This is a genomic window from Thiocapsa marina 5811 (genome assembly GCF_000223985.1).
Taxonomy (GTDB): domain Bacteria; phylum Pseudomonadota; class Gammaproteobacteria; order Chromatiales; family Chromatiaceae; genus Thiocapsa; species Thiocapsa marina.
Genome location: NZ_AFWV01000009.1, coordinates 213,156 through 233,787, shown reverse-complemented (window position 1 = coordinate 233,787; position 20,632 = coordinate 213,156). Strand labels below are relative to the sequence as shown.

Here is a 20,632-nt window from a genome sequence, read left to right as displayed (position 1 = left end):
TCAGGGTTTGCGTCTGTTTGCAGGCGTCGGTGTCGACGCGATTCAAGTCGTCTGAAAATGTCATTCAATCGCGCTTTTCTCGGCGCTTGCGGTCTTCGGTCGACTTTCGAGCGCGCGGAGCGCTCGATTGTCAACGGAGCAGGGTTTAGGAGTGCATTTATGGGTATCCGAGCGATTGTCCCGATTCTGGCCGCGGCCCTTGTCGCCGCGGCCATGCCGGCGACGACCTTTGCAAACCCCGCCCTCGAGGCGCGGATTGCCCGAATGGAGCGAATTCTCGAAAATCAGGCCGGCTCGGAGCTGCTGCTCCAGATGCAGCAGCTACAGATGGAGATGCAGGAGCTGCGCGGTCTGGTGGAGATGCAGCAGTTCGAGATCCAAAAGCTGCAACGCCAGCAACGCGATCAATTCCTGGATATCGATTCTCGGCTCGGCGCCGATCGCAGTGATCCCTTGGGTCCCGCCGCGCCGGGTGATTTGAACGGCGGTTTAGGGGCCGGCGCCGGCGACCTGCGCGGGAGCGGTCTCGATGCTCCCGCCGGTACGCCCGCGCCGCCGCCTTCGATCGGTGCACCCATTCCCGCGTCGCCCGGCGCCGCGGGTATTCCGTCCTTGCCATCGCCCGAGACGACCGGCGGCAGCGAGCGCGATGCCTATGCCGCCGCCTTCGAGCTGCTCAAAGAGCGCAACTACGAGGAGGCCCAAGCCGCCTTCAACGACCTGCTCAGGCGCTATCCGCAGGGCCAGTTCACCGACAACGCGCGCTACTGGCTCGGCGAGACCTACTATGTCCAGCGCAATTACCCCGCCGCCTTGGCCGAGCTCGATCGCTTGGTCCAACTGAGCCCCGAGAGTCCCAAGGTCCCCGGCGCCTTGCTCAAAATCGGCTACATCCAATACGAGCAGAAGGCGTTCGATCAGGCGCGCGCGTCGCTCGAGCAGGTCGTCAGCCGTTATCCCAACAGCACCGAAGCGCGCCTCGCGAAAAGTCGTTTGGACCGGATCGGCCAAGAGTTGCGCTGAGCGATTCCGTCAGGCGCACGGCCGCGACGACACTTGTTTCGACGGGTGCGCGTCGTAACCCTTCAAAAAGACCGCGCGGGGCATTATACTGTCTGGCTTTCGCGCCCTTAGCTCAGTTGGTAGAGCATCTGACTTTTAATCAGGTGGTCGCAGGTTCGAGCCCTGCAGGGCGCACCATAAAAACGACGGGATAGGCCACTTCGGTGGCCTTGTTCGTTTCCGGTGTACCGGAACATGTGCGGACCGGCTCCAGCCCGGCCTTAATCCTGCAGTCATGCTCCGAAACCCTCGCTGGACCGCGAGCCGATCGGCGCGCACGATTGCGCGATCGCCCGAGAGGATCCCGGGGTCCGCCGCCCCGATTCGCCGTCTCACCCCTCCGCCAATCGCTCCCGCAACCGCGTCAACCGTCCTGCCCCTGTCTGCTTCACCGCCATGGCGAGCGCCTTGGGCTGAGCGATCAGAACCACCAGCCGCTTGCCGCGGGTCACCGCGGTGTAGAGCAGGTTGCGTTGCAGCAGGGTGTAGTGTTGGGTCGCCAGCGGGATGACGACCGCCGGGTACTCTGAGCCCTGGGCCTTGTGCACGCTGGTGGCGTAGGCGAGTGCAAGGGCGTCGAGCTCTCCCGTTTCGTAGGCGACGGGGCGTCCGTCGAAGTCGATGGTCAGGATCCCCTCGTCGAGATCGATCGTGCGGATCCGTCCGATGTCGCCGTTGAAGACCTCCTTGTCGTAGTCGTTCACCAGCTGGATGACCTTGTCGCCCGGGGCATAGGTCCAGCCGAAGCGCTCGATGCGCGGCTGGGCCTCGGGGTTCAGCGCCGCCTGCAGGGCGACGTTGAGTGCGCGCGCGCCGAGACCGCCGCGGTTCATCGGGGTCAGCACCTGGATGTCGCGTACCGGATCCAGACCGTAGCGTGCCGGGATACGCTCGGTCACCACCCGCAGGAGCCGCTCGTGAATCGCCTCCGGGGTGTCGACCCGGACCAGATGAAAGTCGCTGTCCTGGCCGTCAGGGGCCGCAGCCTCGGGCAGCTTTCCGGCGTTGATGCGGTGGGCGTTGACGATGATCCGCGAGGCGGCGGCCTGGCGGAAGATCTCGGTCAGGCGCAGGGTCGGCAGGGTGCCGGAGGCGATCATGTCGGCGAGCACCGCGCCGGGGCCGACCGAGGGGAGCTGATCGACATCCCCGATCAGGAGCAGGGCGGCGGCGCTCGGCACGGCGCGCAGCAACTGGTTCATCAGCACGATGTCGACCATCGAGGTCTCGTCGACCACCACCAGATCCGCCTCCAGCGGGTGCTCGGCATCACGCTTGAAGCCCATCACCTGCGGGTCGAATTCGAGCAGCCGGTGGATGGTCTTGGCCTCCCGGCCGGTCGACTCGGAGAGCCGCTTGGCGGCACGCCCCGTCGGGGCGCACAGGAGGACCTCCACGCCCTTGGCCGCGAGGATCCGCAGTAGGCTGTTGACCACCGTGGTCTTGCCCACGCCCGGACCGCCCGTGACGATGGCCACCTTGGCCTCGAGCGCCGTCGCGACCGCGGTGCGCTGCGAGGCCGAGAGCACCTGCCCGGTGCGCGTCTCGACCCAGGGCAGGGCCTTCTCGGCGTCGATCGGACCCCAGGGCGGCGGATCCTGCGCGAGCCGGCGCAGATGACCGGCGACCCCGCGCTCGGCGCGCTGCAGGGGTGCAAGGAAGAGGGCAGGGCGCTCGGCGATCGTCTCGGCGACCAGGCGCTCCTCGGCCAGCTCGCTGTCGATCGCCGCCGCGATGATCGGGGCGGGGATCTCCAAGAGACGCGCGGCCTGCGTGCTCAGCGCATCCCGCCAAGCGGCGCAGTGGCCTTCGGTTGAGAGCTCCTGAAGCACATGCCGCACCCCCGCCTGCGCCCGGATCGGCGCGTCACGCGCGATGCCGAGGCGCTCGGCGATCGCATCGGCGGTCTTGAAGCCGATGCCCCAGATGTCGAGCGCCAGGCGATAGGGATTCTCGCGGACCTTCTCGACCGCGGCGTCCCCGTAGGTCTTGAAGATGCGCACCGCGCGCGCCGTGCCGACCCCGTGGGACTGCAGAAAGACCATGATCTCGCGGATGACCTTCTGCTCTGCCCACGCCGAGGTCACCCGCTGTTGGCGCTTCGGACCGATTCCCGGCAATGCGAGCAAGCGCTCCGGGGTCTCCTCGATGACGGTGAACACGTCCTCGCCGAAGGCCGCAACCAGGGTGCGGGCGAAGTGCGGTCCGATGCCCTTGACCATCCCCGAGCCGAGATAGCGCTCGATCCCCTCCAGGCTGCGCGGCGGGACGATCCGCAGATTGGTCGCCTTGTACTGCAGCCCGTGTTGCCGATCGTTGACCCAATGCCCCTCGGCTTCGAGATGCTCGCCGGGCGAGACGCTGGCCGCGGAGCCGACCAGGGTGACCAGGTCGCGCTGACCGCGCACCTGCACCCGCAGCACGCAGAAGCCGCTCTCGGGGCTGTGGTAGGTGACGCGCTCGACGGCGCCGCTAAGCGGCTCGGTAGGTGGTAAGGTGGGATTCATCGTCGGATTGTAGACCCGGCGAAAGCTGGCCAGGGCCGGGATCGGCGACGCAATCGCTGCGGCGCACGATGACGTTGCCGGTCAGATCGCGCTCGACGATCCCGTCGGGTGCGAATCGCACGCAGCTTGCTGATCCGAGCAGCTCGGGTGCGATAGACTCAGAGCCTGAGCCCGCTCCGGCAGGCTTGCCGCGACGACCCGAGCTACGCCACCAACCCACGCCGAGCCCGCCATGCCCCGTCCGATCCGTGCCCGCATTCGTCTGGATGCGGTGCGACATAACTACCGTCAAGCCAAGGCCCTGGCGCCGGATGCCCGGGCGCTCGCGGTCGTCAAGGCCAATGCCTACGGGCATGGCGCGGTGGCGGTCGCGCGTGCCCTCGCCGATGAAGCCGACGGTTTCGCGGTCGCCTATCTCGAGGAGGGGCTGGAACTGCGCGAGTCCAGCATCCGCGCGCCCATCCTGCTCTTGGACGGGGTGTTCTCGCCCGACGAGATGAGGATCCTGGATCGGGCGGGTCTGACGCCGGTGATCCACAGTCGTCTGCAACTTGAGTGGCTTCTCGGCGCCCGGCCCGAGCGTCCGCTCGACTGCTGGCTGAAGATGGATTCCGGGATGCATCGGATGGGGTTCGCGCCGGGGGACTTTGCCGCGGCCTATGCGCAGCTCGCGGAGTGTCGGCATGTGCGAAGCGTGGTCCTGATGTCGCACTTCGCCCGCGCCGACGAGCCGGATCATGACTACACCGCGCAGCAGATGCGCGTCTTCGCGGAGGCGACCGCAGCGCTGTGCGCGCCCCGCAGCCTTTCGAACTCGGCGGCCGTGCTCGCCTGGCCACGCGCGCACGGCGACTGGACCCGTCCCGGGATCATGCTCTACGGCGCCTCGCCGTTCGAGGGGGCGCATGGGTCGACCGCATCGCTCCGGCCGGCGATGACGTTGGAGTCCGCGCTGATCTCGGTGCGGGATCTCGACCCCGGCGAGCCGGTCGGCTACGGCGGACGCTTCGTCTGCGAGCGCCCGACCCGTGTCGGGGTCGCCGCGGTCGGTTACGCGGACGGCTATCCGCGTCACGCACCGGACGGGACGCCGGTCGCGGTCCGGGGCCGCATCACCCGGATCGTCGGCCGTGTGTCCATGGATCTCGTGACCCTTGATCTGACGGGGATCGAGGATGCCGCGATCGGCGCGCCGGTCGAGCTCTGGGGTGGGCAGATCTCGGCCAACGCGGTCGCCGAGGCAAGCGGCACGATCGCCTATCAACTCTTCACCAACATCAACCGACGCGTCCCCTTGATCTACGAGGATGATTAAACCGCGTCTCCACAAGGACCGGGAAATTCCATACGGGTTGTACTGATGATCCTGGGTCCGGTAGTTGACCGCTTCGTGCTTCATGCAAGGCTTTGATTGCCTTGAAGATCGTGGTCGTCCGAGGGATCACCCGCCGGGTGACGGCCGCTACGCCCCCTGGAGCACGCCTCGCGCGGCTCGACACAGCCTACGGCCGGGAGTGGCAGGGCGTGCCGTCGGTCTTGCGAGAAGTCCGCCTGTCCGTGCCCCTGCGTGCCTCGAAGGTCTTGCCACCCGCCCGGAAGAATCGCATAATACGCGCCGCTCTCCGACGGGCCTGTTTTGCTATGGTCTCGAGAGCACGTGTTCGGCCACAGAGGCTTGTTTTTTTATGGACAGTTGGAGTCGACAGCAGACAGGCGTGAAGGTCGGTCATGACCCGGCGCGCGCGTCGCACCAGCGTCTTTCGGACGAGCCCTCCAAAACGGTCATCTGACCCGTCACTTGGCTCGACCGGACGTGCGGCGACCTCGCCGGCACGGTTGGAAGAGCATCCATCGGATCCAAAGCCACTCGATCCCCGTCCCGAGACGGAGGGTCGGGATCGAATCCGGCAGCTTGCCGCGAGCGGTCTTTGGGTCTCGCGGGCCGTTGCGGCTTGCGACCTTCTCGCTCTGCTCTGTTCGAGGTTCCAGCATCCGACTGGGTGCCGGCGGTTGCCGGTTTTGGTTGTCCCCGCTATGTCCGTCGAAGCTCTCGTGCGTCGGCGGCGATGTTTCGGGCTCAATGGTCCTCTGAGTGCGCCTTTCGGCGTCGAGGAGAAGCCGGTGATGGAGTTGATGAATAACACCTTGAATCGTCCTCAGCAGTTCGCCGTCCACCCCGTGCGATCCGACGCGCGCTCCGATGAGTCTTCGGATCAGGACGTCGTGACGGTGCGTCGTGCTTGCGGTCGCGGCGAGTTCGACGCGGCGCGTCTGCGGTTTCTGCGCTTGCGCGAGCCTTCCCAGGTTCGTCTCCTGGAGGATATCCCGCGTTCCGAGGCGGTGCGTCTTGCCGGCGGTCTGCCGTCCTATACGGTGGCGCGTCTGTGCGAGCGGGTGCCCAAGACCTTGCGTCGGGCGATCGTGCGGGCATTGCCCGAGGTCAAGCGGCACGGGGTGTCGGTGATCCTCGACTATCGTCGGCGCATCTAAACCGCGTCCGGCGCGGTCTGCGCCTCCTTGAGTGGTCGGCTATGTCGGCATCCATCCGGTACGTTTGGCGTCGACGCGGTTTAGATCGTCGATTCGGCCATGCGCGGCCGCAGAGAAGAACGCGGTTTAAGCCGATCGGAAGACTATGCAACGATTTGTCCCCGGCCAACGTTGGATCAGCGAGACCCAAGGCGAGCTCGGGCTCGGGCTGGTGGTGGCCGTCGACGGGCGCCGCGTCGAGATTGCCTATCGGGCGACCGGCCAGGAGCGCATTTATGCACTCCCGGAGGCCCCTTTGGTACGTCTGGAGCTGACGGCGGGCGAGCATGTGCGGGATCGTGACGGCCGGGATCTGACGATCCTCTCGGTCGCGAACGACGCGGGCCTCTTCATCTATCGCTGCGAGGACGTCCAAGGGGCGGTCGTCGCGCTTTCCGAGTCCCAGATCGACGACCGGCTCAGATTCAATCGCCCGCATCAGCGTCTGATGTCCGGGCGGCTCGACCCGGATCATTGGTTCGATCTGCGCTGGCGGACCTGGTTGCAGGGGATGCGCGAGGCCGGCTCGCCGGTGCGGGGTCTGGTCGGTGCGCGGGTCGGGCTGATCCCGCATCAGCTCGAGATCGCCGCCGAGGTGGCGCGACGCGACGCCCCGCGCGTGCTCTTGGCCGACGAGGTCGGGCTGGGCAAGACCATCGAGGCCGGGCTGATCCTGCATCGCATGCTCCTGACCGGGCGTGCGCAGCGGGTGCTGGTGATCACGCCCGAGCCGCTGCTCCACCAATGGCTCGTGGAGATGCGGCGCCGCTTCAACCTGCGCTTCGCGCTCTTCGATCACGCGCGCTTCGCGTCCATCTCCGATCCCAACCCCTTTCTCGCCGATCAGCAGGTGCTTTGCAGCCTCGACTGGATCATCCGCTCGGCGGCGGCGAGACGGGCGCTCGTCGAGGGTCAATGGGACCTGCTGGTGGTCGACGAGGCACACCACCTGGATTGGTCGCAGACCGCCGCCAGTCCCGAGTATCGCCTGGTTGCCGACCTGGCCGAGCGCACCCCGGGCGTGCTGCTGCTGACGGCCACACCCGAGCAGCTGGGCCGTGCGGGTCACTTCGGCAGGTTGCGGCTGCTCGATCCGCAGCGCTTTCGCGACTACGCGTCTTTTCTCGCCGAGGAGGCGGACTATGCGCCCGTCGCGGCAGCCGCCGCGCACCTGCTCGACGGGCGGGCGCTCGGCGATGCCGATCGGACCCTCATCGCCGCGCGCTTGGGCGATCTGGACGGGCTTGATGCGGAGACCATCCTCCAGCGGCTGCTCGATCGTCACGGCACCGGGCGGGTGATGTTTCGCAACACGCGTGCGTCCATTCCCGGCTTTCCGGGGCGCGATCTGCTGCCGTATCCCTTGCCGGAGCCCGACGCCTACCGGGCGGGGAGCGACACGGCCGAGCGGCTTGCACCCGAGCGTGCGCACGGGCCCGCATGGTCTGAGATCGACCCGCGCGTCGACTGGCTCGTCGAGCTGCTGCGACGGCTCCGGCCCGAGAAGCTGCTGCTCATCTGTACCGCCGCCGACACGGTCCTGGATCTGCGGGATGTGCTGCTGCGTCGTGCCGGCATCCACGCGGCCGTCTTCCACGAGGAGATGGACATCCGCGAGCGCGACCGGGCGGCGGCCTATTTCGCGTCCGCAGAGGACGGGACACAGATCCTGCTCTGCTCGGAGATCGGCAGCGAGGGACGCAACTTCCAGTTCGCCCATCATCTGGTGCTGTTCGACCTGCCGCTGGATCCGGACCTGCTCGAGCAGCGTATCGGGCGGCTCGATCGGATCGGGCAGACCCGGCGGGTGCAGATCCATGTCCCCTATCTCGCGGGCGGTCCGGGCGAGGTCCTGTTTCGGTGGTATGCCGAGGGCCTGCATGCCTTCTCGGCCATCTGTCCCGCGGCGCCGGCCGTCTACGCGCGGCTGCGCGAGGACTTAACGGCGGCGCTCGCGCATCCGCAAGGCGCCGACGCCCTGGTCGCGGAGGCACGCGTGCTGAGCGCGCGTATCAACGGCGAGCTGGCCGCCGGGCGCGACCGTCTCCTCGAGCTGCACTCGCACCGTCCCGAGCGCTCCGCCGCCTTGGTCGAGGCCATCGAGCGGGTCGACGCCGACGGTGACTTGGCCGACTATCTCAAGCGGTTCTGGGACGGATTCGGTGTCGAGCACGAGTCCGCGCCGGGCCATTCATGGGTGGTGCGCCCGGGGGCGCACATGCTCCAGGAGACCTTCCCCGAGCTGCCCGAGGAGGGCGTCACCCTCACATTCGACAGGGCCACCGCGCTGTCGCACGAGCACTGGGAATTCATGACCCGCGAGCACCCGATGGTCCTTGCGGCGATGGAGCTTCTGAGCGCCTCCGACCTCGGAACCTCGGCCCTGACGATCGTCCGCGACGCACGTTTCAAACGCGCGAGCCTGCTGCTCGAGGCACTCTATGTCGCCGAGTGCCAGGCCCCGTCCTACTTGGAGGCGGGCCGCTTCCTGCCGCCGACCCTGCTGCGGCTGCTGATCGACGAGTCCGGTGCGAATCTGGCCGAGACGATCCCGCACGATGACCTGCAGGGCCATTGTCTCAACCACAACCATAAGCTCGCCCGCACACTGCTCGAGTCGCGGGGCGAACGCCTGGTGTCGATGATCGAGTTCGGCGAGCGCTTGGCCCGAGCGGCCGTGGTCGACCTGCGTCGGGATGCGACCGCGCGGATGCAGACCCTGTTGGGCGAGGAGCTGGACCGTCTGCGCGCCTTGGCGCGGGTCAACCCGAATGTGCGTCCGCAGGAGATCGCCGCCCTTGAGGACCGACGCGAACAGCTCGCTCAGGCGTTGGCGAAGACCCACCTGAGATTGGATGCGCTACGGCTCGTGGTGACCGGTTGAACCGCGTCCGGTGCGACATGCAATTTCAGCACAGGTCGGCGGAGGTGTCGGGCTCTCGCAAACGTCGGAGTCGACGCGGTTCAAGAATTTAAAGTCATTTTTTGTTCAATTTTTCTGAATCGCGTCCAGCGAGGATCTCACGGGCATGCGACGACCGCCGCCACATGACGAGCCGCTATTAACCCCTCGGGACGCGATTCAGAAGCCAAGGCCGATGCCGCCGCCGATCCCCCCGAAGCCCCCGCTTCCGAATCCGATGCCGAGATAAGGCGTCAGTCGCGGCGTCCATCCGCGTTGATCGTCCGCGGCCTCGTCGGGCCAAAGGCGCACCACGGCGTTCTCCAGGATCGGAAAGCGATAGCTGGCCTCGCCGACCTGACCGTCGCGCACGCCCGCGATGCGGCCGGTGACCGAGATGCGGCGGCCCGCGCGATAGTCCGATGGCTCCAAAAAACCCGCCTGGCGGGCGATGAACCGACCGATGGGTTGTCCGCTCGCCGTCGGCTTCCCGCAGCGATCGAGCCGGTAGCCGATCGTCTCGATCTCGGTCACTTCTGGGAGGTTGCGGGTATCGGCGATCACGCCTCCCCAGGTGACGACGGCGCCCTCGCCTTGACCGAGCGAGGCGACGCTCTCGGGTGTCAGACCCGAGGCGCCGACCGGTGTGACGCAGCCTTGTTGACTCGCGCAGCCGTCGAGGACTGCGAGCACGACGAGCAGGACCGCGAGGCCCCATCCGGTCCGTCCCCGGACGCTGCCGAGTCCGGTGAAGTGTTTCCGTGGCCGGGGCACCCTCGGGCGAGCCGGGTTTGATCGCGGGTCTGCGCTCATCTGTGCGTCACCTCAATACCAGGGTCCGTACCAAGGTCCGTACCAGGGCCCGAAAGAGGGCCCGTACCAAGGACGATACCAGGGGTAGTCGTATGGCCACGGGGTGGCGACGGGCGGCGGGTTCGGCCAGAGATACCAGGTCTCGCCCGTGACGACCGGATAAGGATAGCGGTATTCGCCGACATCGCGGGTTTCCATCCGAACCAGGGGGCCGACCACGGTGAAGCGACGTCGTTGCGGATACTCGGCGGGATCCTTGAAGCCGGGCAGCTCGACGATGAAGCGCCCCAATCCGTCGGCGGCATCGTCGGGCTCGCCGCTCCCGTTCAGAGGTCTTGCGAGGATCTCGATACGGGTGGTGTCCCGGGCGTTGTGCACATCCAGGATGGTCCCGCCCCAACGCACGCGTCGTCCGATGAAGCCCTCGGGCCGTTGCTGGACATCGGTCACGGCGGGCGAGGGCAGCGCCGGGTCGCGGATCTCCTCGGGCACCTGGCTGGTGGCGCATCCCCCGAGCAAGAGCAGGGCGACGACGGCCATCCTTGGTGTGGGGGCTCGGGCCATCAGGACGCAGGCCGAAACGCGGACGCCCGTCCGACCCGAGACCGGGTCGGGAGCGCCTGCGGGGCCGGACGTGCCTGCGGTGTCACGGATGGCTGGCCTTGGCCGAGCCGGAGCGGCGCTCACGGTAGACCTCGAGCTCCTCGGCGGAGAGCGGCCGTGCCTCGTCCTCCAACATCACCGGGATATCGTCGCGAATCGGGTAGGCGAGCTGCGCCGAGATCGAGATCAGCTCTCCGCGGGCCTTGTCGAAGATCAGCGGACCTTTGGTGACGGGGCAGACGAGGATGTCGAGCAGTTGTTTGTCCAGCATGGTGGATCTCCGCAAAGCTGTGATACGGCAACGCAAAATTCTGCGACGGTGTGTTCAGGATTCGAAGCGTCAGGGAGGACTGGATCTGCGCGGGACTGTCCCGCTCGCGTCTCGGACCGGGTCCGAACGGCCGCCCTAAAGTCGATTCTCGATTCTACCGCCCCGGGAAGAGACACAACCAGCGGAGCTTGTCCGCGCCGCGTTGAAAAGCCGATGGCTTCGCTGCATTTCACCAAGGCGAGACTTCGGACGCGGCAGTCCACCACCTTACCCCCCGGCGTCGGCCGACTCGCCCCGCGTGGGAAGGCCCCGGTCGTTGCTCAGGTCGAGATCTTATGCATCCTTCAGACACAATCCCGGTTCGGCAGCAGCTCGCCGGCGGCGTCCGAGCGGTCATCGCTCCTGTCATCGTTGCCGTGATTGCGGTCTGCCTGCTGGCGGCCGGACTCCTGAAGCTTGAATCGGCCACCCGAGGGCTGTCGATCGTGCAGGTGCGCGAGGCCGGGGTGCCCATGACGCTCTATCGCCCCGCCGGCGATGCGCCTGCACCGGTCGTGGTGATCGCGCACGGGTTCGCGGGATCTCGTCAGATGATGCAGGCGTATGCGATCACCTTGGCACGCAACGGCTATCTTGCCGTTACCTTCGATTTTCCCGGGCACGGGCGAAATTCCACACCCTTCGTCGCCGATCTGGAGGATCAGGCGGCTCGTTTAGGCGTCCTGACGGATGCGCTCGTGCCGGCGGTATCGCTGGGCTTGCGCCAGGCCGGAGCGGATGGCCGACTCGCCTTGCTCGGACACTCGATGGCGGGCGACGTCCTGGTGCGCTTCGCCGAGTCCGCGCAGGTGCCGGTCGCGGCCTCCGTGCTCGTCTCGCCCTATCTCTCTCCGGACACGGACACGGCACCGCTTCGGAACCTGCTCCTGCTCTATGGTGCTTTGGAGCCGGAGATGCTTCACGGGCAAGGACGTACGGCCATCGCCGAGGCGACGGGTGGCGAGGTCGAGGCCGGACAGACCTACGGCGACCCGAACGACGGCAGTGCACGGCGTTTGGCGCTCGCGCCCGGTGTGGAGCACATCGGTGTGCTCTATGCCGAGGGTGCCCTGGCCGAGTCGCTGACCTGGCTCGACGCGACCTTCGCCCGCACCGGAAGTGGCTACGTCGATCGTCGCGGCGCCGGGCTCGCGCTCCTCTTTCTCGGCATCCTCTGTCTCGCTTGGCCCTTGTCCCGACTGCTGCCGCAGGTGTCCGATCATCCGCGCGGCGCTGGTCTGAGCTGGAGGCGGTTGCTGCCGGTCGCCATTGCACCGGCTGTTCTGACACCGCTTGTCCTCTGGCGCCTTCCGAGCGACTTCCTCTCGATCATGCTGGGCGACTATCTGGCGCTGCACTTCGCCGTCTACGGCCTTCTGACTGCACTCGGCGTGTGGGTCATGCGCCCCGCGGGATCCGCTCGGCAAGGCGCGGTGAGCAGATCGGCGATGACGGTCGCGATCCTCGCCGTCTCGGTCTACGCGACACTGGCCTTTGCCGTGCCGACGGATCGGTTCGTCACCGCACTGCTGCCGGGGCTGGAACGCATGCACCTTGTGCTCGCGATCTTCGCCGGCACGCTCGTCTATTGTCTTGCAGACGAGTGGGCGACCCGTGGAGCGGGTGCGGCACGGGGCGGATATTGGTTGACCAAGCTCCTCTTTTTGTTCTCCTTGCTCGCTGCGGTGGCGCTGAATCTGAACGCGTTGTTCTTTTTGGTCATCATCGTGCCGGCGATACTGGTGCTGTTCTTGATCTACGGCCTGCTCAGTGGCTGGGTGTACCGACGCACCCGCCACCCGGCGGTTGCTGCCGTTGCGAATGCGATTGCATTCGCATGCGCGGTCGCTGTCACCTTTCCGGTCGTCGCGGATTGATGGCCCCAATAACCCCATTTATGTCGAGGATTCGAGTCCGGCAGTCGAGGCGTTGCCAAAAATTTTTGATCCTGCGCAGGCTACTCTTGAATCGTGCTTTCGCGTAAACTACCAAAAGCGCTAAGGTTTACTGGAGCTGCGACATCGACCGCAGCCTGTGCCTTGGGTCACCACAGAAAATCCGGCCTCCCGGCCGAATCGCCTCGAGCCACCAAGCTTATTACCTAATGACCTAATTACCTATCGACCGGAGGAGCTTTACCATGGTCGCATTCGCCGAATTACACGCGCAGAACCACAAGATTACGGAGCTCTCGAATGTCTTTCTCTATTTGGTTCGAGACCGTTCCATGTGCGATACGGATGTCACCTGCGACGTCTTCTTCGATCTGACCAATCGCGTCAAGGAGCACATGGAGCTCGTCGATCGGGAGATCTGCAGTCAGCTCATTTCCAATCCGGATCAAAAGGTCAAGAATACCGCGAATCGTTTTCTCTCCGGCTCGACCGAGATCAAACGCATCTTCAATGCCTATGTGAAGCAATGGTGCTCGCAGAAACGTCGCTCCTTGACCATCGACGATCATCCATCATTCTTGCAGGATACCGAGCAGATGTTTGCGCTGGTGATGGACCGTATTCAGCGCGAGACGGAGCATCTCTATCCGCTGATCCGTAAGCTCGAGGGTGCGGACAAGCAGGTGGCCTAGCGGGGCAGGCGATACCGCGGAACGGATGTGATGCGTTTGGTCGCGAGGGGTCGGGTGGACAAGCACGGCGCAGTCCACCAAATCCCCGCGCCGACGTCGGCGGACTGCGCTGCGCTTGTCGACGCTACACCGCTCCGATCGGCGATGTAAGGGGGGCGGGGCGATCGAAACGCAGGCGCGCTAGCTCCGCCGCAGAGACGCAATCCAATCCTTTTGGGCCTCGCGCCGGCGACGCTGCTCGAGTGCCGATCGAATCTTTGCCCGGGCCTGCTCGAAGTCCACCGATCGTTCCGGCTCGATACGCTCGCAGAGCAGTAGATGAAAGCCGAGGTCGGATTCCAAGGGTCCGCTCATCTCCCCGGCCTGTAATCCAAACAGCCCCTTGTCCAACTGCGGGAAGAGCTGTCCCGGCCTCACGAGTCCGAGGTTCCCGTCCTCTGTTGCCGTAGGGCACTCGGAATGCCTTCGGGCAAGCTCGCCGAAGCGCTCGATATGGCCCTTCAGGTTCGCCGCGATCCTTTCGATCCGCGCGCGCGACGCGTCGCGTGTGTTCTCCGGATAATCGTCGTTGACGGTGATGAGGATGTGACGTGCGGCGCGGCGCTCCGGTGTTTGGAAGCGCTCGCGATGCAGCTCGTAGAAGAGCCGCTCATCGACCTCGGTAATGGGTTCGGCATAGGTGCCGACCCGCTGCATGACGGCGTCGAAGGTCAACTCGCGTTGCAGCGCGCGGCGCATGGCGTCCTCGTCCAGTCCATTGCGCGCCATGTCCTCCTCGAAGGCGTCCGTGTCGGGATAACGGCCGCGCAGTTCCTGCAGTGCGTCCTCGAGCCGCTGCTCCGGCACGACCGCATCCAGCGCCTCGCACGAGGAGAGCACCAGGCTTTCCAGATCGAAGGTCCGGCGTGCCTGGCTTTCGACCTCGGCCATGCGCTGCGCATCCAAGCCGGCCAGATCGCATTGAAAACGCTCGATCGCCGCGCGCAGCAGGTGGTAGCGATATTCGCCGTCCATCGACTCAATCGGTGTCTTTCGAAGCGATGTCGTGGTCACGGTGCTTTGACCTCCGGCCCCGGTCTGTCGGCGGTACCGCCCTCGACGGGAGCGGTCTCGATCAAGGCGGATTCGGGGACCTGAAGCGTCGGTCTGTCCGCGAAGTGGACCTCGTAGGCGACCCCGGCCGGATGATCGCGCAGCACGCGTATCACCTCGCCGATCTCTCCGGCATCCACCAAGACCTTGCCTTGAATGCCCAGTGGCACCCGGCTGGCGACCTTCTCGCGTGCCTCGAAGCGGCTTGGCGTCCAGGGTGCCGCGGCGGCTTGCAGCTCCTCCTCGCGGCAACCCACGACCAGGTCATGTTCCAGAAAATGCACCGAATAGATGATCTGATCTTGGAGAAAGGTTCCGATGTCGCGGACGAAGCCGGTGCTGCCGCGTCGGATCAATAGGGTTCCGGTCGGGCGTCCCGGAAAGGTGCCGTCGTTGCGCACGTTGCGCACGACGCGCACCTCGTCGCCATACTCAAAGCCGGGCCGCATCGGGCATCCGCTCCGTCAGGTCGCTGAGCGCGACCCGCACGCTCTTGGGCTCGTTCATTCGAAAGACGCGGAAGACTTTCTCGGTCGCGGCATCCGAGACCACGAAGTCGCGATAGGCCGACTTCAGCAGATCCGCATAGAGTGCGCGACGGGCAATCCCCGAATCGGGCATCTCCTCGACCTGCTCCAGATAGTCGTGGAACCGCTGAAGGATATGCAGGCGGTTGACATGGACGACGCTCGGGTCGAAATCGATCTCGAAATAGGTCAGAAAGTCTTCGGCGCTGGAGAGATCCTCGAGGTCGAGGTCGAATTCATCGTCGGTCATGGTCGTCTCCTTCATTAAAGCCACGGTGGAAACATTGGTTACGGGTCTTTTTCACAGGATCGGCCGGTAGGGTGGACAAGCCCGGTAGGGTGGACAAGCGCAGCGCAGTCCACCGAACCCTGCGCCGGCGCTGGTGGACTGCGCTGCGCTTGTCCACCCTACCCATCCGGCACCCATCCGGCCAGCGACGTGGCCGGGTTTATGCCTGAGTCGACCCTTCACGCTGCGGTCATGTGGAGACGAGCCGCAGTCCAAGTCGCTGAAGAATCATTTCAATGTCTAAACCGCATCAGGCAGGAACCGACCGAGCTGCACCGAGCGTCGCAGTACGCTCGGCACCTCCCGTCGCACAGGACGCGCTTTAGCCCTTGAAGTACCGCACATTGCCGCCCGCGCCCTCGAGCGCGGATCGGGTCACCGCGGAACGTGCCATCGCATGCAGCTCGCCGATGCCGAGCCGATCGCTGGTGTCGACCTCGGCGATCTTCTCGAAGCGTTTCAGTGCTCCCGCTGCATCGCCGAGGCGAAACAGGAGGTATCCCGAGCCCTTCAGCGCCAACAGCAGGAACCGCGTCAGGCTCATGGAGACGAGCACGGACTGCCCGAGATCGGACTCGCGCAGGTCTCGCCAGTCGGTCGGCAGCTCAAGCCTTGCCGCGGTGAGCGCGATCGCTCGGTCGGCCGTCATCAGGGCCTCGCGATACCTGTGTCGGTAATAGAAATAGCGATAGAGCGCGACCAAGACCGTCAGGTGCTCGGGTTGGAGAAAATAGGCCAGCAGCAGGCGATCTTCGGCGGTGTCTTCGCCGTAGCCTTCCGCCGCCTCCTCGAGGAGCCGCTCGACCTCCGGCGAGACGGGCTCGTCGAAGTACATGGGCTCGCCGTCGAAATCCAAGAAATCCATCGTGCGCGTCTCCTCCCGGGCCTATTGGACCCGAACCGCCAGGGGATTGCCGATCTCGGCGAGGAAGCCCATCAGCTCCGGTGCCTCGGGCGGTCGCTTGCTCTGGGTCGCGAAGCGCCGGACCAGAGGCAGGAGCCGATCGGCTTGATCGAGATCCAGATCGCAGCACAGCAGATCGGCGTAGGCTTGGCGAATCGCGTGTCGCCCGGAGTGTTTCCCGAGCACCAGGTGATGCCTGCGCCCGACCTCGGCGGGGTCGATGCCCTGATAGTTCAGCGGATCCTTCAGCAGACCGTCGACATGGATGCCGGATTCGTGCGTGAAGGCGCCGTCGCCGACGAGGCTCTTGTGCCAGGCGACCGGCTTTCCGGAGGCCCGTGCGACCAGAGCGGAGAGTTCCGCGAAGGAGTGCAGATCGATCCCGCTGTCGATGCCGTGGATGTGCTTGAGCCCCATCACCACCTCTTCCAGGGCGGCATTTCCGGCCCGCTCGCCGAGTCCGTGGACGGTGGTATTGACGTGCGTCGCGCCACCGCGGACCGCCGCCAGGCTGTTGGCGGTCGCCAGGCCGAGATCGTCGTGGGCGTGCATCTCGATCTCGATATCCACGATGGCGCGCAGGTCGCGCATGCGCTCGTGGACCGTGAAGGGATCCATCAGACCGACCGTGTCGGCAAAGCGAAAGCGTCGGGCGCCGGCGGCTTGGGCGGCCTCCGCGGCGAGCCAGAGAAGCTCCGGATCGGCCCGCGAGGCATCCTCGGCACCGACACAGACCTCGAGCCCCATGTCCAGAGCGACTCCGACCTGGTGTCGAATCTGCGCGATGACCCACTCGCGATCGCGTCCGAGCTTGCGGGTGATCTGCTGGTCGGAGATCGGGATGGACAGATCCACCATGTCGACGCCCAGGTCGCGGCATTGCGCGATGTCGGCGGGGCGCATTCGGGTCCAGACCATCAGACGTGCCGGGAGACCGAGTGCGGCGACGGCGCGGATCGACTCGCGCTCCTCCTCTCCCATCGCCGGGATGCCGACCTCGAGCTCAGGCACGCCGAGCGCGTCGAGACCGCGCGCGATCGCGATTTTTTCCTCGATCGAGAAGGCGACGCCGGCCGATTGCTCGCCGTCGCGTAAAGTGGTGTCGTTGATCGTGACCTGTTGCGGTTCCATGCCCGGCTCCTCGAAGATGTTGTCGTTGTTTAAGCAAACAGCAGGCCATTTATCTTTTAAATCTAAGATCAAACGCTTGCGCGCAATGGATCGCGAAGTTGGAGGGTTTCCGACAGGCCTGGTCAAGGCGGGGGTGTCGCACAGACAACGGTGCTCGAAAACCTTTGCGCCGGTCGCGCCTTTGCGGTTCCAATAGTCGGTGCGATTTCAATGAGCGGAGTGCAGATGACCGAACGATCGACCCTCGACGGGGGTGCCGCCCTCGCCATCACGGGCTCAGGCGGCAGCGGGGCGGTCACGGCAGGGCTCATTCTGCTCGCCGCCGTCGGGCGCGCCGGCTATTACGGCTTGCTCGGCCGCTCGGCCGGTCCGCAGATTCGCGGCGGCGAGTCCGCGGCCATGCTGCGCTTCGGGCCGCGGCCGATCGAGTGCATGGGCGATCGCTTCGACCTGCTCGTGGGCCTGGACTGGGAGAACGTCGCCCGGTTTGCAGACGAGCTTCCGCTCGATCGCAACAGTCTCATCCTGACGGATGCGCAGGCCGGGCCGATCCCCGAGATCCTTGTCCGCTCGGGCGCGCAGGTGCGCAGCCTCCCCTGGAAGGCGCTTGCCGATGGCCAGACCGAGGGCCGAGTGAATATGGTCGCGCTCGGCATGGTCGGCGCCATGCTCGGGCTGCCGCCGGATGCGCTCGAAGCCGGTGCTCGGGCGACACTCGGCGGCAAGGGCGGGCGGGTGTTGGCGCACTCGCTCGAGTGCATCCGTTCCGGCTATGCCGCGGCCGATGCGCAAAGCTCGAGCGTGCCCTCGTCGGCGCTCGCCCCGGCTGTCGCGCGCTGGAACATCAGCGGCAACGAGGCCGCCGGATTGGGTGGCGTTCGCGGCGGGGTGCGGTTCGTCGCCGCCTATCCCATCACCCCGGCGAGCGAGGTCCTGGAATGGCTCGCACCCCGGCTGGAGCTCCTCGGCGGCTCTTTGCTCCAAGCCGAGGACGAGCTGGCCTCGATCAACATGATCATCGGTAGCTCGTTCGGCGGCGTGCCCTCGCTGACGGCGACCTCCGGCCCCGGCCTCAGTTTGATGGTCGAAGGCCTGGGTCTGGCCGTGGCGAGCGAGACCCCGGTCGTGGTCGTCAACGTCCAGCGCGGCGGGCCATCGACGGGCATCCCGACCAAGTCCGAGCAGTCCGATCTGAACATCGCACTCTACGGTCTGCACGGCGACGCCCCGCATCTGGTCCTGGCGGCCTTGGGGATTCGCGATTGCATCGACACGGTTGCATGGGCGGTCGGTTTGGCCGAGCACCTGCAGACAGTCGCGATCGTGCTGTCGGATCAGATCCTGGGGCAGTCGCGGGCGATCGTCGACCCGCCCGGCGACCGAGCGTTCGGGGCAGGGGAGACGCCGCACCTGCAACGCCTGATCGCGCGCGACGCCGACCCCGATCATCGTCGCTATCGGCCGACGCCCGACGGGGTCTCGCCGATGGCCTTGCCCGGTCTGGCGGGCGGGATGTATACGGGCGAGGGTCTGGAGCACGGTCCGGGCGGTGCGCCCTCGAGCCGTGCCATCGACCATGCCGAGCAGCTCGACAAACGCCTGCGTAAGCTGACGGGGTTCGACTACGGGCCGGGTTGGGCCGAGATCCGAGGGGAGGGCGACCATGTGCTTCTGACGTGGGGCTCCGCTGCAGGCCCGGTCTTCGAGGCCGCGGAACGTCTGCGCGACTCGGGCACGCCGACACGGGCGATCGCCCTGCGCCTGCTCGCACCCCTGCAGCGCGAGGCCCTGCTCGAGGCTATCGGCTCGGCCGGGTCGATCTTGGTGGTCGAGCAGAACCAGACCGCGCAATGCTTTGCCTACCTCCATTCACAACAGGCGCTACCGGCACACGCACGATCCTATGCGCGGCCCGGCCCCTTGCCGTTGCGCCCCGGCGAGATCATGCGTGCGCTGACCGAGAGTGCCGAGCGCGAGGAGACCTGAGATGGATGTCGCCGTCATCACCCCGACCCTCCGAGCCAAAGACTACAAGTCCGAGGTTGCGCCCGTCTGGTGCCCCGGCTGCGGACACTTCGCGGTGCTCTCCGCCGTCACCAAGGCGCTGGCGCATCTGAAGCTCGCCAAGGAGCGCGTCGCCATGATCTCCGGCATCGGCTGCTCTTCCCGATTGCCGGCCTATGTCGACGCCTACGGTTTCCACGGCATCCACGGCCGCGCCCTGCCGCTCGCCTCCGGCCTCAAGGCCGCCCGGCCGGATCTGACCGTGATCGTGGCCGGGGGCGACGGCGACGGCTTTTCAATCGGAGGAAACCATTTCCTGCACGCCTGCCGGCGCAACATGGACCTGACCTACATCGTCATGGACAACGAGGTCTACGGCATGACCAAGGGCCAGGCCTCGCCGACCACCCAGCCCGATTGGGCCAAGAGCAAGCTCACGCCGCACGGCACCGGCATGCGGCCCTTTCTGCCCACGGCGATTGCGCTCGCGGCCGGCGCGAGCTTCATCGCGCGCGGTTTTGCCGGTGACCCCAACGGTTTGACCAAGCTGCTGGTGGAGGCGATCGAGCATCCCGGATTCGCCTTTCTACAGGTCTTGAGTCCCTGCCAGACCTTCCGCCCGGAGCAGAAGGAGTGGAAGCACCTGGTCCATCCGGCCGATACGGCACCCACCGACGATCCGGTCGAGGCCGCCCGCTTCATCCAGGCCGACGACGGCATGGCGCTCGGCCTGTTCTATGTCCGGCGGCTCCCGGTCTGGCAGCCGCAAAACCAGCCGACCGCGACGCCCGCGGATCTGGAACGGGAGTTTGTGCTATGAGCACCCCTGCGAGCCCGCCATCGACCCAACGCATCGAGTCCGTCGCCGAGTTTCTGGTGCACGCCCTCGAGCTCGAGCACGAATCGGCCGAGCGTTACCGTCAGCTCGCCGAGACCATGACCCTGCACCACAATCACACGGTCGCCGCCGTCTTCCGACTCCTCGCCGACATGAGCGCGGCCCACGCCTCGGAGGTGACCGCCCGCGCCGAGGGTCTCCGGCTCCCCGAGATCGCCCCCTGGGACTTCAAATGGGCCTGCCCCGGCAGCCCCGAGGTCGATTGCGACGACATCGACGTCAGCTACCAGATGACCCCGCTCCAAGCCTTCGAGCTGGCGCTCTTCAACGAGATCCGCGGCCGCGACTTCTACGCCTTCGTCGCGACCGATTCACCGCAGCCGCGGGTTCGAGCGCTCGCTGCCGAGATGGCGGCGGAGGAGAACGAGCACGTCGAGCTGGTCACCAGGTGGGTCGAGCGCGAGCGCATGAGCCCGACCCGGCTGCCCGAGGATCTGGATCCGCCGAATCTGCAGGGCTGAGGCCCGACCATGA

At 66.3% G+C, this 20,632-nt stretch carries 18 protein-coding genes and 1 tRNA gene; 10 read left to right on the top strand and 9 right to left on the bottom strand.

Going from position 1 to position 20,632, the window contains the following annotated elements; genetic code table 11:
- Positions 1–159 precede the first annotated feature (159 nt).
- Positions 160–1,023, top strand: coding sequence for a tol-pal system protein YbgF (gene ybgF / locus THIMADRAFT_RS14595; protein WP_007193829.1), 864 nt, complete (start codon positions 160–162; stop codon positions 1,021–1,023).
- A 101-nt stretch (positions 1,024–1,124) separates the two neighbouring features.
- Positions 1,125–1,200, top strand: a tRNA-Lys gene (locus THIMADRAFT_RS14590).
- A 194-nt stretch (positions 1,201–1,394) separates the two neighbouring features.
- Here THIMADRAFT_RS14590 and recD2 read toward each other — a convergent pair.
- Positions 1,395–3,569 (bottom strand): SF1B family DNA helicase RecD2, encoded by a 2,175-nt coding sequence (recD2, locus tag THIMADRAFT_RS14585; protein WP_007193828.1) that lies wholly within the window; start codon positions 3,567–3,569, stop codon positions 1,395–1,397.
- A gap of 232 nt (positions 3,570–3,801) precedes the next feature.
- Between recD2 and alr the strand changes: the two genes are divergently transcribed.
- From alr to rapA, 3 genes are all read left to right on the top strand, one after another.
- Positions 3,802–4,884, top strand: a complete 1,083-nt coding sequence (gene alr / locus THIMADRAFT_RS14580; protein ID WP_007193827.1) for an alanine racemase — start codon at positions 3,802–3,804, stop codon at positions 4,882–4,884.
- An 809-nt stretch (positions 4,885–5,693) separates the two neighbouring features.
- Complete coding sequence (locus THIMADRAFT_RS27480) at positions 5,694–6,059, top strand: hypothetical protein (RefSeq protein WP_007193826.1); 366 nt, start codon at positions 5,694–5,696, stop codon at positions 6,057–6,059.
- 145 nt (positions 6,060–6,204) lie between these two features.
- A complete protein-coding gene (rapA, locus tag THIMADRAFT_RS14570) occupies positions 6,205–8,982 on the top strand; it encodes an RNA polymerase-associated protein RapA (protein WP_007193825.1) in 2,778 nt (925 codons plus the stop codon).
- A 198-nt stretch (positions 8,983–9,180) separates the two neighbouring features.
- Here rapA and THIMADRAFT_RS14565 read toward each other — a convergent pair whose 3' ends face one another.
- From THIMADRAFT_RS14565 to THIMADRAFT_RS14555, 3 genes are all read right to left on the bottom strand, one after another.
- Positions 9,181–9,813: a Slp family lipoprotein gene (locus THIMADRAFT_RS14565; protein ID WP_007193824.1), complete on the bottom strand. Its 633-nt coding sequence runs from the start codon at positions 9,811–9,813 to the stop codon at positions 9,181–9,183.
- Between the two features lie 12 nt (positions 9,814–9,825).
- Positions 9,826–10,353: a Slp family lipoprotein gene (locus THIMADRAFT_RS14560; protein ID WP_007193823.1), complete on the bottom strand. Its 528-nt coding sequence runs from the start codon at positions 10,351–10,353 to the stop codon at positions 9,826–9,828.
- A 106-nt stretch (positions 10,354–10,459) separates the two neighbouring features.
- Positions 10,460–10,684 (bottom strand): Trm112 family protein, encoded by a 225-nt coding sequence (locus THIMADRAFT_RS14555; protein ID WP_040731655.1) that lies wholly within the window; start codon positions 10,682–10,684, stop codon positions 10,460–10,462.
- A 338-nt stretch (positions 10,685–11,022) separates the two neighbouring features.
- Here THIMADRAFT_RS14555 and THIMADRAFT_RS14550 point away from each other — a divergent pair, with 338 nt between their 5' ends.
- A complete protein-coding gene (locus THIMADRAFT_RS14550) occupies positions 11,023–12,603 on the top strand; it encodes an alpha/beta hydrolase (protein WP_007193821.1) in 1,581 nt (526 codons plus the stop codon).
- A 263-nt stretch (positions 12,604–12,866) separates the two neighbouring features.
- Positions 12,867–13,313, top strand: coding sequence for a hypothetical protein (locus THIMADRAFT_RS14545; RefSeq protein WP_007193820.1), 447 nt, complete (start codon positions 12,867–12,869; stop codon positions 13,311–13,313).
- Between the two features lie 180 nt (positions 13,314–13,493).
- Here THIMADRAFT_RS14545 and nifM read toward each other — a convergent pair whose 3' ends face one another.
- The 5 genes from nifM to nifV all read right to left on the bottom strand — a co-directional run bounded on the left by nifM (position 13,494) and on the right by nifV (position 17,256).
- Entirely contained in the window at positions 13,494–14,366 is an 873-nt protein-coding gene (gene nifM, locus THIMADRAFT_RS14540) for a nitrogen fixation protein NifM (protein WP_007193819.1), read from the bottom strand.
- Positions 14,363–14,854: a nitrogen fixation protein NifZ gene (locus THIMADRAFT_RS14535; protein WP_007193818.1), complete on the bottom strand. Its 492-nt coding sequence runs from the start codon at positions 14,852–14,854 to the stop codon at positions 14,363–14,365. Before THIMADRAFT_RS14535 ends, nifM begins: the two co-directional genes overlap by 4 nt.
- Positions 14,838–15,182: a nitrogenase-stabilizing/protective protein NifW gene (gene nifW, locus THIMADRAFT_RS14530; protein WP_007193817.1), complete on the bottom strand. Its 345-nt coding sequence runs from the start codon at positions 15,180–15,182 to the stop codon at positions 14,838–14,840. Before nifW ends, THIMADRAFT_RS14535 begins: the two co-directional genes overlap by 17 nt.
- 361 nt (positions 15,183–15,543) lie before the next feature.
- Positions 15,544–16,086 carry a hypothetical protein gene (locus THIMADRAFT_RS14525; protein ID WP_007193816.1) on the bottom strand — a complete coding sequence of 181 codons (543 nt, stop codon included), beginning with the start codon at positions 16,084–16,086 and terminating at the stop codon, positions 15,544–15,546.
- A 21-nt stretch (positions 16,087–16,107) separates the two neighbouring features.
- Positions 16,108–17,256, bottom strand: a complete 1,149-nt coding sequence (gene nifV, locus THIMADRAFT_RS14520) for a homocitrate synthase (protein WP_007193815.1) — start codon at positions 17,254–17,256, stop codon at positions 16,108–16,110.
- 225 nt (positions 17,257–17,481) lie between these two features.
- On the opposite strand from nifV, the gene THIMADRAFT_RS14515 reads away from it, so the two are divergent.
- From THIMADRAFT_RS14515 to THIMADRAFT_RS14505, 3 genes are read left to right on the top strand one after another with little or no spacing between them, the layout of a single operon-like run.
- Positions 17,482–19,242: a 2-oxoacid:acceptor oxidoreductase subunit alpha gene (locus THIMADRAFT_RS14515; protein WP_007193814.1), complete on the top strand. Its 1,761-nt coding sequence runs from the start codon at positions 17,482–17,484 to the stop codon at positions 19,240–19,242.
- Between the two features lies 1 nt (position 19,243).
- On the top strand, positions 19,244–20,080 hold the full coding sequence (locus THIMADRAFT_RS14510; RefSeq protein ID WP_007193813.1) for a 2-oxoacid:ferredoxin oxidoreductase subunit beta: 837 nt from the start codon (positions 19,244–19,246) through the stop codon (positions 20,078–20,080).
- Positions 20,077–20,619 (top strand): ferritin-like domain-containing protein, encoded by a 543-nt coding sequence (locus tag THIMADRAFT_RS14505; protein ID WP_007193812.1) that lies wholly within the window; start codon positions 20,077–20,079, stop codon positions 20,617–20,619. Before THIMADRAFT_RS14510 ends, THIMADRAFT_RS14505 begins: the two co-directional genes overlap by 4 nt.
- Positions 20,620–20,632 lie beyond the last annotated feature (13 nt).

What these genes read in the sequence shown, in the direction of transcription:
- THIMADRAFT_RS14535 (WP_007193818.1), bottom strand. Translation starts at nt 14,854, where the DNA reads ATGCGGCCCGGCTTTGAGTATGGCGACGAGGTGCGCGTCGTGCGCAAC.
- nifW (WP_007193817.1), bottom strand. Translation starts at nt 15,182, where the DNA reads ATGACCGACGATGAATTCGACCTCGACCTCGAGGATCTCTCCAGCGCC.
- rapA (WP_007193825.1), top strand. Translation starts at nt 6,205, where the DNA reads ATGCAACGATTTGTCCCCGGCCAACGTTGGATCAGCGAGACCCAAGGC.
- ybgF (WP_007193829.1), top strand. Translation starts at nt 160, where the DNA reads ATGGGTATCCGAGCGATTGTCCCGATTCTGGCCGCGGCCCTTGTCGCC.
- recD2 (WP_007193828.1), bottom strand. Translation starts at nt 3,569, where the DNA reads ATGAATCCCACCTTACCACCTACCGAGCCGCTTAGCGGCGCCGTCGAG.
- THIMADRAFT_RS14525 (WP_007193816.1), bottom strand. Translation starts at nt 16,086, where the DNA reads ATGGATTTCTTGGATTTCGACGGCGAGCCCATGTACTTCGACGAGCCC.
- THIMADRAFT_RS14505 (WP_007193812.1), top strand. Translation starts at nt 20,077, where the DNA reads ATGAGCACCCCTGCGAGCCCGCCATCGACCCAACGCATCGAGTCCGTC.
- alr (WP_007193827.1), top strand. Translation starts at nt 3,802, where the DNA reads ATGCCCCGTCCGATCCGTGCCCGCATTCGTCTGGATGCGGTGCGACAT.
- THIMADRAFT_RS14550 (WP_007193821.1), top strand. Translation starts at nt 11,023, where the DNA reads ATGCATCCTTCAGACACAATCCCGGTTCGGCAGCAGCTCGCCGGCGGC.
- THIMADRAFT_RS14565 (WP_007193824.1), bottom strand. Translation starts at nt 9,813, where the DNA reads ATGAGCGCAGACCCGCGATCAAACCCGGCTCGCCCGAGGGTGCCCCGG.
- THIMADRAFT_RS27480 (WP_007193826.1), top strand. Translation starts at nt 5,694, where the DNA reads ATGGAGTTGATGAATAACACCTTGAATCGTCCTCAGCAGTTCGCCGTC.
- THIMADRAFT_RS14560 (WP_007193823.1), bottom strand. Translation starts at nt 10,353, where the DNA reads ATGGCCGTCGTCGCCCTGCTCTTGCTCGGGGGATGCGCCACCAGCCAG.
- nifV (WP_007193815.1), bottom strand. Translation starts at nt 17,256, where the DNA reads ATGGAACCGCAACAGGTCACGATCAACGACACCACTTTACGCGACGGC.
- THIMADRAFT_RS14545 (WP_007193820.1), top strand. Translation starts at nt 12,867, where the DNA reads ATGGTCGCATTCGCCGAATTACACGCGCAGAACCACAAGATTACGGAG.
- THIMADRAFT_RS14510 (WP_007193813.1), top strand. Translation starts at nt 19,244, where the DNA reads ATGGATGTCGCCGTCATCACCCCGACCCTCCGAGCCAAAGACTACAAG.
- THIMADRAFT_RS14515 (WP_007193814.1), top strand. Translation starts at nt 17,482, where the DNA reads ATGACCGAACGATCGACCCTCGACGGGGGTGCCGCCCTCGCCATCACG.